Origin of the sequence: Bacillus cereus, from assembly GCF_025917685.1 — a bacterium.
GTDB lineage: Bacteria > Bacillota > Bacilli > Bacillales > Bacillaceae_G > Bacillus_A > Bacillus_A cereus_AT.
Map to the genome: position 1 here is coordinate 2,226,466 of NZ_CP089518.1, position 16,987 is coordinate 2,243,452.

Below are 16,987 nucleotides of genomic sequence, written 5' to 3' on the forward strand. Positions count from 1 at the left end.
TTTATAGGAATGTGAAATAAATATTATCAAAAACGAGCTGTGTATGAGTGCAGCTCGTTTTTTTATATTTGTTAAATAAAAAGAGATTAAAGGTATATTTAGTGGGATTATATGGATAATTGTTATATTTCGTTTTAGAAAATTGTAAAAAGATGTCTGTACTTTTTTATAAAATATGAAAGTTATTTTTGGAAAATTGTATTATTACATCGGTAAAAGTATAGGAAACTTATCATTATAAAATAAATTGAAATCTTCTAAAAACTCTGATACATTGAAATAGAAATGTAGTTTCAATGTATTGTAAAGGCTTACAGTTATGTGCACGAAGATCTATTAGGATTGGAGGAAATAATGATGAAAGCTGAAGAAAAATTTTCCCCGGGATTAGATGGTATAGTGGCAGCGGAGACGAAGATCTCGTTTCTTGACACAGTGAAAGGTGAAATTGTAATTCAAGGGTATGATTTAATCGAACTCTCAAAAACAAAAGAGTATTTAGACATTGTGCACCTTTTATTAGAAGAACAGCTACCGAATGAAGATGAAAAAGCAACAATTGAAAAGAAATTAAAAGAAGAATATGCAGTGCCAGAAGGTGTATTCAACGTGCTAAAGGCATTACCTAAGGAAACGCATCCTATGGATGGGTTACGTACAGGTGTATCTGCATTAGCTGGTTACGATAGTGATATCGAAAACCGCTCGTTAGAAGTGAATAGAAGTAGAGGGTACAAGCTTTTAAGTAAAGTGCCAAATATTGTAGCGAATAGCTATCATATTTTAAATAATGAGGAGCCAATTCAGCCCCTTCAGGAATTGTCATATAGTGCGAATTTCTTCTATATGTTAACGGGTAAAAAACCAACTGAACTTGAGGAAAAGATCTTTGATCGTTCCCTTGTTTTATATAGTGAACATGAAATGCCAAACTCTACATTTACAGCTCGCGTAATTGCATCAACACAATCGGATTTATATGGTGCTCTAACAGGTGCAGTGGCATCTTTAAAAGGAAGCTTACATGGCGGTGCAAATGAAGCGGTTATGTACATGCTTTTAGAAGCTGGAAATGTTGAGAAATTTGAAGAATTATTACAGAAGAAACTTTATAACAAAGAAAAAATTATGGGCTTTGGACACCGTGTTTACATGAAGAAGATGGATCCAAGAGCACTTATGATGAAGGAAGCTTTAAAACAGCTTTGTGATGTAAAAGGTGATTATACACTATATGAAATGTGTGAAGCCGGAGAGAAAATTATGGAGAAGGAAAAAGGTATTTATCCGAATCTTGATTATTACGCAGCTCCAGTATATTGGATGCTTGGTATTCCGATTCAACTTTACACACCAATCTTCTTTAGCTCTAGAACAGTAGGACTATGTGCGCACGTTATTGAGCAACATGCGAATAATCGTTTGTTCCGTCCACGTGTAAATTATATAGGCGAGCGACATGCATTTAGTAAATAAAAACAACTGGGGAGTTGTTAGCACCGCCCGCCGGATGGGTGTTTGACCGACACCCATCATTAATAATAACGAATTTTCGACAGAAAGGGAAGATTAGCATGATTAAAACAAATGAAATTAAACAAAAAGATGCATTATTAGAAGAAATTACGGACTATGTATTAAATAAAGAGGTTACAAGTACAGAAGCATTCAGTACGGCTCGCTACGTATTACTTGATACGCTTGGATGCGGAATTTTAGCATTGCAATATCCAGAGTGTACGAAATTATTAGGGCCAGTTGTACCGGGAACGATCGTGCCAAACGGTACACGTGTACCAGGTACGTCATATGTACTTGATCCAGTAAAAGGTGCATTTAATATCGGATGTATGATCCGTTGGTTAGACTATAACGATACTTGGCTTGCAGCAGAGTGGGGACATCCATCTGATAACTTAGGCGGAATTTTAGCAGTTGCAGATTATATTAGCCGTGTTCGCATTTCAGAGGGAAAAGAACCATTAAAAGTACGTGAAGTACTAGAAATGATGATTAAAGCACATGAAATTCAAGGCGTGCTTGCTTTAGAAAACAGCTTAAACCGCGTTGGACTTGACCATGTATTATACGTAAAAGTAGCAACAACTGCTGTAGTTGCGAAAATGCTTGGCGGAACACGTGACGAAATCTTTAATGCATTATCACATGCGTGGATTGATAATTCTAGTCTTCGTACATATCGTCATGCTCCAAATACTGGCTCACGTAAATCATGGGCAGCAGGTGATGCGACGAGTCGCGGTGTTCATCTTGCAATGACTGCTCTAAAAGGTGAAATGGGTTATCCAACAGCATTATCTGCGCCAGGATGGGGATTCCAAGATGTATTATTTAACAAGCAAGAATTAAAATTAGCTAGACCATTAGAGTCTTATGTAATGGAAAATGTATTATTTAAAGTATCATACCCAGCAGAATTCCATGCACAAACAGCTGCAGAATGTGCAGTGAAGTTACATCCGGAAATTAAAGAAAGATTAGATGAAATTGATCGTATTACAATTACAACTCATGAATCAGCAATTCGTATTATCGATAAAGAAGGTCCATTAAATAACCCAGCTGATCGTGATCATTGTTTACAATACATTACGGCAATTGGTTTATTAAAAGGAGATATCGTTGCGGACGATTATGAGGATGTAGTAGCAAATGATCCACGTGTAGATGAATTACGTAATAAGATGGTTGTTGTTGAAAACAAACAGTACAGTTTAGATTATCTTGAGCCGAACAAGCGCTCAATCGCCAACGCTGTTCAAGTTCACTTTAAAGATGGTACTGTAACAGAAAATGTGGAATGTGAATACCCACTTGGTCACCGTTTCCGTAGAGACGAAGCGATTCCAAAAGTTGTTCAAAAATTCACTGCAAATATGGCAGGTCATTATTCTAGTAAGCAACAAGAACAAATTCATGAAGTTTGTTTAAATGAAGAAAAACTAGAAAATATGAATGTAAACGAATTTGTAGATCTATTTTTAATTTAATAATAGGGGGAATTTAGAATGGCTTGGGTTGTGAATAAACAGTCAACACAAGAGGAGCTTGCGAATCGCCTTCGAATTTTAGTAGAAGCAAATGAAATTTTGCAAATTCCAGGTGCTCATGATGCAATGGCGGCTCTTGTTGCGAAAAATACAGGTTTTTCGGCTCTTTATTTATCGGGAGCTGCTTACACTGCAAGTAAAGGTCTACCAGATTTAGGTATCGTGACTTCTACTGAAGTAGCAGAGAGAGCAAGAGATCTAGTAAGAGCTACAGATTTACCAGTTCTTGTTGACATTGATACAGGATTTGGTGGAGTATTAAACGTAGCGAGAACAGCTGTAGAAATGGTAGAAGCGAAAGTAGCAGCTGTTCAAATTGAAGATCAACAATTACCAAAGAAATGTGGACATTTAAATGGTAAGAAACTTGTTACTACAGAGGAATTAGTTCAAAAAATTAAAGCGATTAAAGAAGTTGCGCCGAGCTTATACATTGTAGCACGCACAGATGCTCGCGGTGTAGAAGGATTAGATGCAGCGATTGAAAGAGCAAACGCATATGTAAAAGCAGGGGCAGATGCGATTTTCCCTGAAGCGCTTCAATCAGAAGAGGAATTCCGTCTATTTAATAGTAAAGTAAATGCACCTTTATTAGCGAATATGACTGAATTCGGAAAGACTCCATATTATAGTGCAGAAGAATTTGCAAATATGGGCTTCCAAATGGTTATTTATCCTGTAACTTCACTTCGCGTTGCAGCGAAAGCGTATGAGAATGTATTTACTTTAATTAAGGAAACAGGTTCTCAAAAAGATGCACTTTCTAATATGCAAACGAGAAGTGAGCTATATGAAACAATTTCATATCATGACTTTGAAGAATTAGATACTGGAATTGCAAAAACAGTATTATCAGAGGATCAATAGATAAAACAACTGAGGCGATGAGAATACATCTTTGGCAAAACGAACTGCTTGATGTGAAAAATCATCGCCTTCTGTTTTCAATAATAAGATATTCCACTCATCGTAGACGAGCATAAGCAAAAAAGCTATGAAAGCCGAATGATAGGGGGATACATATGGAAAAAACGAAGTTACCATGGGATGAATTTTTTTCACTCAATAAAGATATGAATCATACTTACTTTACACCAGAAGATTTTTCAGGTGATGAAGATTTAATTGCAAAAACGACAGAACAATTCGTTAAACAAGAAATTGTCCCACAAATTGAAAACATTGAAAAACATAACTATAACGTTTCTCGTCAATTATTTGAGAAAGCTGGGGAACTTGGATTATTAGGCATTGAGGTACCAGAAGATTATGGCGGGTTCGAGTTAGGGAAGGCAGTTTCAGGGCTTGTAGCAGAAAAAATGGGTTACGCTGGTGCATTTAGCGTTTCATTTAATATACACGCAGGTGTAGGTACATTGCCTTACATATATTACGGAACGAAAGAACAAAAAGAAAAGTATTTGCCGAAAATCGCGTCAGGAGAATGGATTGGTGCTTATGCTTTAACTGAGCCAAATGCTGGTTCTGATGCATTAAGTGCAAAAACGAGTGCAGTATTGAATGAAGATGGTACAGCTTGGAAGTTAAATGGTGAGAAGCAGTGGATTACAAATGCTCATATGGCAGATGTATACGTTGTTTTTGCGAAGACAAATAAAGGAATGACAGCGTTTATTGTCGAAAGAACATGTGAAGGTGTATCAATAGGATTAGAAGAAAAGAAGATGGGGATAAAAGGTTCTTCAACGGCGACACTTATTTTAGAAGATGTTGTTATCCCTGCTGAAAATGTTTTAGGGGAAGTTGGAAAAGGGCATCACGTAGCTCTTAATATTCTTAACTTTGCTAGATTGAAACTTGCTTTTGGAAATATTGGAACAGCAAAACAAGCAATCGGTTTGTCAGTTCAATATGGAAAAGAGCGAAAACAGTTCCAAACGGAATTAGTAGACTTTACGATGATTCAAGAGAAAATTGCAAATATGATCATTGCTACATATGGAGCGGAAAGTGCAGCTTACCGTACAGCAGGTGTAATTGATGAAGCAATTCATGAGAGTGAAGAAGATCTTATGAAAAAAATGTCCCAATTTGCAATTGAATGTGCACTTAATAAAGTAAACGCTTCTGAAACACTTGCTTATATCGTAGATGAAGCGGTACAAATTCATGGTGGTTACGGCTATATGCAAGAATACGAAGTAGAACGATTATATCGTGATGCTAGAATTAGTCGTATTTTTGAAGGAACGAATGAAATTAATAGATTAACAGTAGCTAAAATGTTAATGAAGCAAATCGAACAAATAGAAAATACTGAAGTAGAAATTGATGTAGCAAATGTAGAAAGAAACCATCGCTACATTTTATTAGCGAAAAAATTGTTGAAACAATCTTTGAAAACGCTCTCTAAAACTCCAGGCCTAAAAATCGATCAAGAGCAAGAATATTCACGTGTATTATCAAATATGTTGACGGACGTGTACGTCATGGAATCAGCATTTTTACGTACGAGTAAAGCAATTAGTAAAAATGGTGAAGAAAAAGAGCGTACAAAACAAATGATAACTGATGTTATTTGTGAAGAAGGCTATCGTAAAGTAGAAGAAGCAGCAATTTCTATACTTTCAGCGGCTGTCACAGAAGAAAAAGATAGACACGTAATTTTAGCTGAAATCCGTCAATTATTAGTGCCTTTATACACGAACGTATTTACGAAAAAGAGAGAAATTGCGAAAGTTATTATAAATCGTGGAAAATATATTGTGTAAATAGGAGGAAAGCGATATGAAAAAGATTGGTTTTATCGGCTTAGGTAACATGGGTCTTCCGATGTCTAAAAATTTAGTTAAATCAGGTTACACAGTATATGGTGTGGACTTAAACAAAGAGGCTGAAGCTTCCTTCGAAAAAGAAGGGGGAGTTATCGGTTTATCAATCTCGAAATTAGCAGAAACATGCGATGTGATTTTTACAAGTTTACCTTCACCTCGTGCGGTTGAAGCGGTATATTTTGGGGAAGAAGGATTATTTGAAAGTAGCCACTCGGACGTAGTTTTAATTGATACAAGTACTGTATCTCCACAGTTAAACAAACAGTTAGAGGAATCGGCGAAGGAAAAGAAAGTAGACTTTTTAGCAGCACCAGTTAGCGGTGGTGTAATTGGAGCAGAAAATCGTACATTAACGTTTATGGTTGGTGGATCAAAAGAGGTATATGATAAAACTGAATCTATCATGGAAGTGTTAGGAGCGAATATTTTCCATGTTAGTGAACAAATTGATAGCGGTACGACTGTTAAATTAATTAACAATCTATTAATTGGTTTTTATACAGCTGGTGTTAGTGAAGCTTTAACGTTAGCGAAAAAGAACAATATGGATTTAGATAAAATGTTTGATATTTTAAATGTAAGTTACGGTCAAAGTAGAATTTATGAGCGTAATTATAAAAGTTTCATTGCATCAGAAAACTACGAGCCAGGCTTTACTGTGAATTTATTGAAGAAAGATTTGGGGTTTGCAGTTGATTTAGCTAAGGAAGGTGAACTCCACTTACCAGTAAGCGAAATGCTATTAAACGTATATGAAGAAGCGAGTAAAGCAGGATTTGGTGAAAACGATATGGCTGCTTTATATAAGAAAGTTAGCGAACAATTAATTTCTAATCAAAAATAATAGACTTATATACATCATAAAAAGGGAGAGAATATAATGATTACAACTGAAATTAAACGAGTAAAAAATCATATTAATGGTGAGTGGGTTGAATCAACAGGTACGGAAGTAGAAGCAGTTCCGAATCCAGCGACTGGAAAAATTATTGCTTACGTTCCACTATCTCCAAAAGAGGATGTTGAAAAGGCTGTTGAAGCTGCAAAAGCGGCATACGAAAAATGGTCTAAAGTACCAGTTCCGAATCGTTCAAGACAATTATATAAATATTTACAGCTTTTACAAGAAAACAAAGATGAGCTTGCAAAAATCATTACACTTGAAAACGGTAAAACACTAACGGATGCAACTGGTGAAGTGCAGCGTGGTATTGAAGCAGTAGAACTTGCAACATCAGCACCAAATTTAATGATGGGACAAGCTCTTCCGAATATTGCTAGCGGAATTGATGGGTCGATTTGGCGCTATCCAATCGGTGTTGTTGCTGGTATTACACCGTTTAACTTCCCAATGATGATTCCATTATGGATGTTCCCACTTGCAATTGCTTGCGGTAATACATTCGTATTAAAAACATCTGAAAGAACGCCACTTTTAGCAGAGCGACTTGTAGAGTTATTCTATGAAGCTGGTTTCCCAAAAGGTGTATTAAATTTAGTACAAGGCGGAAAAGATGTTGTAAATAGCATTTTAGAAAATAAAGATATTCAAGCTGTTTCATTCGTTGGATCTGAGCCGGTAGCTCGTTACGTATATGAAACAGGTACGAAACATGGAAAACGTGTACAAGCGTTAGCAGGTGCGAAAAACCATGCGATTGTAATGCCAGATTGCAATCTTGAAAAAACAGTACAAGGTGTAATTGGATCTGCGTTTGCAAGTAGTGGAGAGCGCTGCATGGCATGTTCTGTTGTAGCAGTAGTAGATGAAATTGCTGATGAATTCATCGATGTACTAGTAGCAGAGACGAAAAAGCTAAAAGTAGGTGACGGTTTCAACGAAGATAATTATGTTGGACCATTAATCCGTGAATCTCATAAAGAACGTGTTTTAGGCTATATTAATAGTGGTGTAGCAGATGGAGCAACTTTACTAGTAGATGGCCGTAAAATCAATGAAGAAGTTGGGGAAGGTTACTTTGTTGGTGCAACGATCTTTGATGGTGTAAATCAAGAAATGAAAATTTGGCAAGATGAAATTTTCGCTCCAGTATTAAGTGTTGTAAGAGTTAAAGATCTAGAAGAAGGTATCAAACTGACAAATCAATCGAAATTTGCGAATGGTGCTGTTATTTATACTTCAAATGGTAAGCATGCACAAACATTCCGTGATAACATCGATGCTGGTATGATCGGTGTAAACGTTAATGTTCCAGCACCAATGGCATTCTTCGCATTTGCAGGAAACAAAGCTTCATTCTTTGGAGATCTTGGTACAAATGGTACGGATGGCGTTCAATTTTATACACGCAAAAAAGTCGTAACTGAGCGTTGGTTTTAAGAAATAGTATGTAAGTTGTTACATGTAAAAACCACTCTAAAGAGTGGTTTTTTATTGTGTATTAATTATTTCTTTCAAAGGCTAACTTAATACCAAATCCAATTAAGACGAGTCCTGTAACCCCTTGAATATAACGCTGTGTCTTTGGTTTTTTCATAAAAGCACTAATTTTATCAATTAAAAATATATAAAAAGCAAACCAAATGACTGTTAAAATGAGATAAGTAAGTCCCATAACGAGAAGTTGTATAAATGTATTATGATTTGGGTTTAAAAACTGTGGTAAAAAAGTTAAAAAGAAAACTGCAACCTTAGGGTTTAGTAAATTTGTAAGAAACCCTTGGCGAAAGCAAGAAGTATGTTTATTGTCATTATTTATTGGAACATCATTTGTATTTAAGTCTTCTGTGTTTCTTACTGCTAAAAGGGCTTTAATACCAATATAGACTAAATATACAGCACCAACATATTTAAAAATAGAAAATAAAAGAGCAGACTTTACAATAAGTGCTGAAAGACCAATTACAGCAGCTAAAGTGTGAATTAAAAGCGCAACACAAGTACCAAAAACAGTTTTTACGCCGCCGATTTTGCCAGCAACCAATGTGTTTTTCGTAGCCATTGCTGTATCAGGACCGGGTAGAATAATAAGACATATAGACATAATAATAAACAAAAAATAATTTTCCATAATGTTATCCGCCTTCCTTTGTTGTTTTTAGAAAATTCGATTAACGTTAGTTTAACATACATTGTAGTTTAATAAAATTAAATTATATTTAAAATTATTTAACTAAAAAGAAGAGGTCATATAGAGTAGCTGAGAGTAAGCTACAATATATGGCCTCGTTGTTTAGGCGTTAAGTAAGTTAAAGAAACGATTTACATCTTCTTCTGAAACATCACTTAATTGTTTATATTTATAATTTGGATTTTGATCTTTATCAACTACAACGGAGCGTACTCCTTCAAAGAAATCTTCATGTCGCATGAAGTTTTTAGCGAGTATAAGGTCTGTCGCGAAACACTCTTCAACTGACTTTTCTTGGCCATCGATAAACTGTTTTAATGTTACTTTTAATGAAACAGGGGATTTTGATAATAGCTTTTCTTTCGTTGCTTGGGCAAAGGAGCTTGGATCTTTCTCTAACGATTGAATGATTCCCTCAATTGTATCGAATGCAAAATGCGAATTAATTTCTTCTAATGAAGAAGAAAGATTGCCATCTAAGTTTGGAGTAGTTGCAAATGTACGAATAACTTCTTTTAAATGAGTATGTACATCTTCTTTATTCCAATTTACATTTTCAAGTGCGGTAAGGAAATTTGGTAATGAATCTGATGTCATAAAATAATCAGCAGCGTTTATATATAATACATCAGGAGCTTTTAAAATGGATGCTGTTAAAGCGACATATCGGCCAGTAGATCCTGGAGCTTTATTTAAGAAATAAGCAGCACCGACATCTGGAAAGAAACCGATGTTCATTTCAGGCATTGCCCACTTCGTACGCTCTGTTACTATTCGATATTTAGCTCCATTTGTCAGACCAACACCACCGCCCATTACGATTCCATCTAAACAAGCGATAATTGGTTTTTTATATTGATAAATAAATGTATCAATTTCATATTCTTCTTCAAAAAATTGTTCTGCATGCTGTAATGCAATCTCATTTGAACGTGCTTCGTATAGCGTTTTAATGTCGCCACCTGCACAAAAACCTTTCGTTCCAGCTCCTTTTAAAACGATAACTGTAATCTGATCATCTTGTTCCCATTCTTTAAGTTTTTGCCCAATTGGTTTTAACATGTCATAGGATAAAGAATTAAGTGCTTTTGGACGGTTTAAAGTAATAAATGCAACGCCGTTTTCGCTAACAGAAAATAAAACGTGTTCAGTCATTATAAATCCTCCCTTACATATCTTCCTATTCTTATTTCTTGATACATGATGAAATGTCCTTTATAAATTTGTCTAATATTGGCGCTATAAGGATTAATATGTACTACGCATATTTTGACGAGTTATATTTGCAGGATTCTGAAGAATGAAGAGGAATATTACAACATTACTGTAAGCGCAATTATTTGGAATTATAGTGTTGAAGGCGCTATTATATGTATAACTTATATTGAGTTATTATGCGTGGCGTAACAATCTATTAAAGAGTGGATGTAGAAAAGATCAAAAAGCTGAATTGTCTAACTTTTAAAGACAGTGGGGTTTGTATATAATTAGAAATAGAGAAAGGAGAGATCGGAATGCCAGGACCTTTACTATTGTCGGTAATTATTTTGTCATCTCTTATGGTAGGAATTACACAGTATTTTCATCATACAGATACGACAGAAGAAGTGAAGGATAAGGTGCGTCTCGTGTTTCCGATTTTTATAATATCTATTTCCATATGTTTTTTACTCAATAAAGATGGGTATGTAGTGGCCGTATTTGCGTTTTTTGTAGCGATTGTCTTAATAACTGTATTGTACTATGTTATGAAAGAGTACTTACAAAAATAAGGATGCCTGAATGGCATTTTTATTTTTGTAGATTGAAAATTTCACATACCGTATTTTATGTAAAAAACATAAAATATTAATAATTAAAAAAGTATGTACATCGCGGTGTATTTACTTGTCAATCTTGCATGACCACTATACTATTAAAATGTAGAGATTAGAAAAAAGGGGTTGTATCTAGTATGAAATTTGAGATGCACACAAAAATTATTTCAAATGAAAAAGAAGTAAGATTACATATAGAAGATAATTTATTCCAATTAAATTTAGATGGTTATCATCTATTTACTGTTCAAGAAATATTGCCTTTATATAAATCAAACGAAGAAAGAATCGGTAGTGCAATTGTCCAAAAGTTAGAATGGGAGAACGGAAAAACTACACTAAACTATCAGCTCGTTTCACTACAATCAGTAAACTAAAAGGAGAAGGATAATATGAAGTTTTTTCATACAGCGGATTGGCATTTAGGTAAGCTTGTTCATGGTGTATATATGACTGAAGATCAAAAAATTGTGTTAGATCAGTTTGTACAAGCTGTTGAAGAAGAAAAACCGGATGCTGTAATTATTGCAGGAGATTTATATGACCGAGCAATTCCACCTACAGAAGCAGTAGACTTATTAAATGATGTATTACAAAAGATAGTTATTGAGTTACAAACACCAGTAATCGCAGTTGCAGGAAACCACGATAGTCCGGACCGTATACATTTTGGTAGTAATTTAATGAAAAAACAAGGATTACATATTGTTGGACAATTTCAGTTTCCATATAATCCTGTTGTTTTAAATGATGAATACGGAGAGGTTCATTTCCATCTCATTCCGTATGCGGATCCAAGTATTGTTAGACATATATTGAAAAATGAAGATGTTCGTTCTCATGATGATGCGATGCGTATTTTTATGAATGAACTTTCTGAAACGATGGATAAAGAAGCGAGACATGTATTTGTAGGACATGCATTTGTAACTTCTTCAGGAGAGGCAGAGGAAAATACAAGTGATGCGGAACGACCACTTTCAATTGGTGGAGCTGAATATGTAAATAGCCATTATTTTGATAAGTTTCATTACACGGCGCTTGGTCATTTACATCAAGCGCATTTTGTACGTAATGAGACAATTCGTTATTCAGGTTCGCCACTCGCCTATTCTATCTCTGAAGAAAAACATAAAAAAGGATATTATATTGTGGAACTGGATGAAAATGGTGAAACAACAATTGAAAAGCGTTTACTTACACCACGTCGTAAAATGCGTACAGTAGAAGCGAAAATAGATGATTTATTGCATCATCCATTAAATGAGGATTATGTATTTGTGAAATTATTAGACGAAAATCCAGTCTTGCAGCCAATGGAAAAAATACGTTCTGTATACCCAAATGCAATGCATGTTGAAAGATCTATTCAAAGACGAGAGTTCACAGATGAAAATGAAGTAACTATTTCAAGACATAAAACGGATGATTTATCACTTTTAAAAGCCTTTTATAAAGAAATGAAAGGGTTAGAGTTATCAGCAGAGAAAGAACGTCTATTTATAGAGGTATTACAAACAGTGCAAGAACGGGAAGGTGAACGAGGATGAGACCGATTCAGCTAATTATGACAGCATTTGGACCCTATAAACAGAAAGAAGTAATTGATTTTGATGATCTTGGAGAGCATCGTATCTTCGCCATTTCTGGTAATACAGGGGCCGGAAAAACAACGATTTTTGATGCGATTTGTTACGTATTATATGGAGAAGCTAGTGGAGAAGAGCGTAGTGATACAAGCATGCTTCGTAGTCAATTTGCTGATGATAATATTTATACAAGTGTGGAATTAACCTTTCAATTAAAAGGGAAAAGATATGAAATAAAACGACAACTTGGTCATAAAAAACAAGGGAATAAAACAATTACAGGACATGCAGTTGAATTATATGAAGTAATTAATGAAGAAAAGGTTCCTTGTGTTGATCGTTTTCATGTAACGGATGTAAATAATAAAATTGAAGATTTAATTGGATTAAGTAAACATCAGTTTAGCCAAATAGTAATGTTACCGCAAGGAGAGTTCCGAAAACTATTAACGTCTGAAACAGAAAATAAAGAAGAGATTTTACGTCGTATTTTTAAAACAGATCGTTATAAGTTAATGCGTGAGTTACTAGACCAAAAACGGAAACAATGGAAAGACGTCTTACAAGAAAAACAAAAAGAACGAGAGCTATATTTCCGTAATGTTTTTAAATTACCAATACGTGATGGAGCATTGTTAGAGACATTAATAGAGCAAGAGCATGTAAATACACATCAAGTTGTAGAGGCATTAGAACAAGAAACAATTTGCTACAATGCAGAGGTTGAGCAATTACACATAGAACAAAATGACAAAGCAAAACAATTAAAAGAAGCAGCGGCACATTTTCATACAGCAAAAGCTGTAAATGAGAAATTCAAAGATTTAGCACAAAAGAATGAGAAATACAGTATTTTACAAGAAAACCGTGCAGTAATCGAAATGAAAGAAAAATCTTTTAAACATGCGGAACAGGCGAAGCGATTATTACCATTTGAGCAATGGTATGAGGAAGCGATGCAACATGAACAGAAGTCTGAAGGTTTGTTAAAACAGATAATCGCAAAAAAAGAACATATAATGAACAGTTTTGAAGTTGCTCAGGATAAATATGAAGCATTAAAGAATAAGGCATCTGAGCGAGAAAACGCTAAAAAACAAGTTCAAAGACTAGAAGAGTTACAACCAATTATTGCATCATTGGCTGAGAAAAAGTTAAATTTGCAAAATGCTGAAATTCAAATAGGGAATTTAAAAGAAGGTATGCAAAAGTTAGATGAACAACTAGAAGTGCATACAAATGAAAAACAAAGAATGTCTGACGAATTACAGCAATTAGAAATAGCGCTTGAACAATATGTAGCTAAAGTAGAAGAACTAACGAATATGCGAGAAGATGCAAAAGTATTAAAGCAGGCATATGATGTATGGCAAGAAAAACAAAAATACGAGCAAGAAAAAGAAATTGCGTTTCATAAGATGCAACTGGCAGTTAGTGCGTATGAAAATATGGAACGCCGCTGGTTAAGTGAACAAGCTGGTATATTGGCTCTTCATTTACATGATGGTGAATCTTGTCCAGTATGTGGTAGTATGGATCATCCGAAAAAAGCTACAGAGCAAAGTAATGCAATTGATGAAAAAGAGTTAAATGGGTTAAGAGAAAAGAAAAACGTTGCGGAAAAATCGCATGTTCAATTAGAAGAAAAGTGGAATTTCTATCGAGTTCAATATGAACAAGTGATAGAAGAAGTGTTAAAGCGAGGCTATCGCGCAGAAGAATTAGTAGAAACGTATAGGGCGCTCGTTCAAAAAGGAAAGCAATTAGCAGCAGAAGTTAATGCGTTAAAAGCAAGTGAAGAAACGCGTAAGCAAATTGCTGTGAATATAAAAAACGTAGAAGAAAAAGTAGAAGAACTCCAGAAACAAAAGCGTGAAGTAGAAACAATACAGCACCGTACTGAAATGGAATGTATGCAGCTTCGTACGTCATATGAACATGATAAGCAAAATATTCCGGAAAGCTTGCAAACGGTACAAGCTTGGAAAGTACAGTTTGACCAAGCTCTGCAAGAACTAAGGTTAATGGAAGATGAATGGGAGAAAGTACAAGAAGCGTATCAACATTGGCAAAATGAAAATATACGTATTCAAGCAGAACATGATAGTGCTTCTAATCAATTTAATAGTGCAAAAGAGAAGAAAGAAGAGACTTTCACACGCTTTATGAAAGAGCTAGAACAAAGTGGATTTACAGATCAATTAACATATACAGCAGCTAAATTAAATGGTGCTGAGATGGATAAGTTACAACAAGAAATCCAAAGTTACTACGCGTCTCTAGAAGTACTTACAAAACAAATTGAAGAATTAAAGGTAGAATTAAAAGATAAAGAGTATATGGACATTTCTTCATTAGATGAGCAAGTGAAGGAATTGGAAATTAACCTTGATATTATTAAAGAAAAACGACAACGTGCTCATAATGCCGTAGCATATATTACGGATTTACATGAAAACATTAAACGAATTGATGAACAAATTCATGAGGAAGAAAAAGCATTCCAAGAACTTGTTGATTTATATGAAGTAATGAAAGGGGATAACGATAGTCGTATATCCTTTGAACGTTACATCTTAATTGAGTATCTAGAACAAATCGTTCAAATCGCAAACGAACGATTACGTAAATTATCAAATGGACAATTTTATTTAAAACGAAGTGAGCGAGTTGAAAAGAGAAACCGTCAAAGTGGATTAGGCTTAGATGTATATGACGCATACACAGGTCAAACCCGAGATGTAAAAACATTATCTGGCGGTGAGAAATTTAACGCATCACTTTGCTTAGCACTTGGAATGGCAGACGTAATCCAAGCATATGAAGGTGGTATTTCCATCGAAACGATGTTTATCGATGAAGGATTCGGCTCATTAGATGAAGAGTCATTAACGAAGGCGGTTGACACCCTAATTGACTTACAAAAATCAGGCCGCTTTATCGGTGTAATTTCACACGTTCAAGAACTGAAAAATGCAATGCCAGCTGTATTAGAAGTAACGAAGCAGAAGGATGGGTGTAGTCAGACGAGGTTTGTGGTGAAGTAAGTTCAATTGTAATTTATATTATTTGCGATTCTTTAGTATAGAACTTATGATAAAATAAATGCCTCCTCTGTATTGAGGAGGCATTTATTTGTTATTCAGAATTAGATAATTCACCTATGAGTTATCTGTAGAAGGCGGCGTATTCTCCAAACGATTATAAGTTTTAAAGGCCGAAATTGCGGATATAACACCACCTACTAAAAATAAAGCTGATCCACCGACTAATATGATACGACTGACATATGTTTCCCGTGCTTCTTCAACTTCTTCTTGTAAAGGTGTAGGCATTATAATTCCCCCCCAATAATAATGTGTTTTGCAATAGTATATACAACTGCCTAACATGTGTTAAAAACGCTAGATAGTTAATTATAGGTAGAATTATTAGTTCTGTAAAAAAATATAGAAAATTATATGAATCCTATAGTATCAAAAAACGTTTTAATTATTTGAAAAATCTTCACCCTAAATTTATGCTAACTTCACATACAGCACAAATTGAAATTATATTATGTATATGTACAAAATAAATAAAATTTTATAACATTGCTGTTTTTAAATAGTGAAAATCCAATTATTCCTATATAAGGGTCTTAATTGTGTGTTAGATATCATTTTATTTAGAAGCAGTTATAAATAAAAAGGACTTCAAATAAAAGGGGAATGTCTTATGACAACATATACGAGCGAGATAAAAAAAAGTTTAGTAACTGAAGAAGATGTGGATATTTTAAAAATAATGGCGCATCCAATACGATTACAAATCGTAAATGAATTAAGTGCACGTAAAACTTGTAATGTAACACAATTAACGGAAATATTAAATATTCCTCAATCGACTGTTTCGCAGCATTTATCAAAAATGAAAGGTAAAGTGTTAAGAGCTGAGAGAAGAGGGCTAGAAATTTATTATTACATTAATAATTTAAAAGCAAGCAAGATTGTTAGTGTTTTAGGATATATAAACTAATGAAGTGTTATTATACAAAATAGCCTCTGCTATTAAGCAGGGGCTATTTTGTATTGTTTTATTTATTTGCATTTAAAATTTTATAGTTTTTATGATTTACAATTGTTCGGTCAAATTCAAAAGTACCACCGCTCACATCTGTAACTTCAACTAAGACCGATTCAGTGTATAGTTTTAGTACAGATCCTGTAATCTTTAAGTTACTTCGTTGAAATAGTATAGTATCCCCTACGTTTGCTTTCATAGTACCTCCTTATAAAAGACAGAAATGTTTGTTTATTATATATATTAAACCACGTATAGATATATTAGTGAATGTTTAGTTTTATTTATCAATAAAATATTTGTTGTTTAATAAACTGAAAGCGCAACATTATGTAAATAGATTGTATATTTTCTATTTTTATGTACGTAATTGGAAATACAAAAAGAGTGGGATTCTTGAGCACAAGCCTTGTAACGAAAAGCCAGTTTATAAGGAAATTAAATGACTTGTATCAAGGAATGCGGGTGCAACATGTTACAAAGCTGGAGAGTTAAAAAGAATATCAGATAATCAAAATCTTGGAGTCCAGCCATGGTGTAACAGGGCGCATGACTTTGTAT

At 34.4% G+C, this 16,987-nt stretch carries 15 protein-coding genes; 11 read left to right on the plus strand and 4 right to left on the minus strand.

Annotated elements, in window-relative coordinates:
* The first annotated feature begins 354 nt into the window (after positions 1 to 354).
* From mmgD to LUS72_RS11570, 6 genes are all read left to right on the plus strand, one after another.
* Positions 355 to 1,476 carry a citrate synthase gene (gene mmgD, locus LUS72_RS11545; protein WP_141533481.1) on the plus strand — a complete coding sequence of 374 codons (1,122 nt, stop codon included), beginning with the start codon at positions 355 to 357 and terminating at the stop codon, positions 1,474 to 1,476.
* A 98-nt stretch (positions 1,477 to 1,574) separates the two neighbouring features.
* A complete protein-coding gene (prpD, locus tag LUS72_RS11550) occupies positions 1,575 to 3,011 on the plus strand; it encodes a 2-methylcitrate dehydratase (RefSeq protein WP_097832008.1) in 1,437 nt (478 codons plus the stop codon).
* 18 nt (positions 3,012 to 3,029) lie between these two features.
* Entirely contained in the window at positions 3,030 to 3,938 is a 909-nt protein-coding gene (gene prpB, locus LUS72_RS11555; RefSeq protein WP_098361824.1) for a methylisocitrate lyase, read from the plus strand.
* 155 nt (positions 3,939 to 4,093) lie between these two features.
* On the plus strand, positions 4,094 to 5,803 hold the full coding sequence (locus LUS72_RS11560) for an acyl-CoA dehydrogenase family protein (RefSeq protein WP_097832011.1): 1,710 nt from the start codon (positions 4,094 to 4,096) through the stop codon (positions 5,801 to 5,803).
* A 16-nt stretch (positions 5,804 to 5,819) separates the two neighbouring features.
* Positions 5,820 to 6,710, plus strand: a complete 891-nt coding sequence (locus LUS72_RS11565; RefSeq protein WP_097832012.1) for an NAD(P)-dependent oxidoreductase — start codon at positions 5,820 to 5,822, stop codon at positions 6,708 to 6,710.
* A gap of 36 nt (positions 6,711 to 6,746) precedes the next feature.
* Entirely contained in the window at positions 6,747 to 8,207 is a 1,461-nt protein-coding gene (locus tag LUS72_RS11570; RefSeq protein ID WP_097832013.1) for a CoA-acylating methylmalonate-semialdehyde dehydrogenase, read from the plus strand.
* A gap of 61 nt (positions 8,208 to 8,268) precedes the next feature.
* On the opposite strand, the gene LUS72_RS11575 is transcribed toward LUS72_RS11570, so the two are convergent.
* Both LUS72_RS11575 and LUS72_RS11580 read right to left on the minus strand, forming a co-directional pair.
* Positions 8,269 to 8,901 carry a LysE family translocator gene (locus LUS72_RS11575; protein WP_097832014.1) on the minus strand — a complete coding sequence of 211 codons (633 nt, stop codon included), beginning with the start codon at positions 8,899 to 8,901 and terminating at the stop codon, positions 8,269 to 8,271.
* A gap of 159 nt (positions 8,902 to 9,060) precedes the next feature.
* A complete protein-coding gene (locus tag LUS72_RS11580) occupies positions 9,061 to 10,113 on the minus strand; it encodes an enoyl-CoA hydratase/isomerase family protein (protein WP_097832015.1) in 1,053 nt (350 codons plus the stop codon).
* Between the two features lie 359 nt (positions 10,114 to 10,472).
* On the opposite strand from LUS72_RS11580, the gene LUS72_RS11585 reads away from it, so the two are divergent.
* The 4 genes from LUS72_RS11585 (at position 10,473) to LUS72_RS11600 (ending at position 15,411) form a co-directional block, all read left to right on the plus strand.
* On the plus strand, positions 10,473 to 10,730 hold the full coding sequence (locus LUS72_RS11585; protein WP_001119412.1) for a hypothetical protein: 258 nt from the start codon (positions 10,473 to 10,475) through the stop codon (positions 10,728 to 10,730).
* A 182-nt stretch (positions 10,731 to 10,912) separates the two neighbouring features.
* Complete coding sequence (locus LUS72_RS11590) at positions 10,913 to 11,152, plus strand: DUF2584 family protein (RefSeq protein WP_000667340.1); 240 nt, start codon at positions 10,913 to 10,915, stop codon at positions 11,150 to 11,152.
* Between the two features lie 15 nt (positions 11,153 to 11,167).
* The gene (locus LUS72_RS11595; protein WP_097832016.1) at positions 11,168 to 12,325 is read left to right on the plus strand and encodes an exonuclease SbcCD subunit D; all 1,158 of its coding nucleotides are present in this window, start codon (positions 11,168 to 11,170) and stop codon (positions 12,323 to 12,325) included.
* Positions 12,322 to 15,411, plus strand: coding sequence for an AAA family ATPase (locus LUS72_RS11600; RefSeq protein WP_097832017.1), 3,090 nt, complete (start codon positions 12,322 to 12,324; stop codon positions 15,409 to 15,411). Before LUS72_RS11595 ends, LUS72_RS11600 begins: the two co-directional genes overlap by 4 nt.
* Before the next feature lie 114 nt (positions 15,412 to 15,525).
* Here LUS72_RS11600 and LUS72_RS11605 read toward each other — a convergent pair whose 3' ends face one another.
* Entirely contained in the window at positions 15,526 to 15,699 is a 174-nt protein-coding gene (locus LUS72_RS11605; RefSeq protein ID WP_097832018.1) for a hypothetical protein, read from the minus strand.
* Between the two features lie 382 nt (positions 15,700 to 16,081).
* Here LUS72_RS11605 and LUS72_RS11610 point away from each other — a divergent pair, with 382 nt between their 5' ends.
* Positions 16,082 to 16,381 carry an ArsR/SmtB family transcription factor gene (locus tag LUS72_RS11610; protein WP_097832019.1) on the plus strand — a complete coding sequence of 100 codons (300 nt, stop codon included), beginning with the start codon at positions 16,082 to 16,084 and terminating at the stop codon, positions 16,379 to 16,381.
* Between the two features lie 58 nt (positions 16,382 to 16,439).
* Here the strand turns inward: LUS72_RS11610 and LUS72_RS11615 are convergent, their stop codons facing one another.
* Positions 16,440 to 16,625, minus strand: a complete 186-nt coding sequence (locus LUS72_RS11615; protein WP_000646796.1) for a YkvS family protein — start codon at positions 16,623 to 16,625, stop codon at positions 16,440 to 16,442.
* Between the last annotated feature and the right edge of the window lie 362 nt (positions 16,626 to 16,987).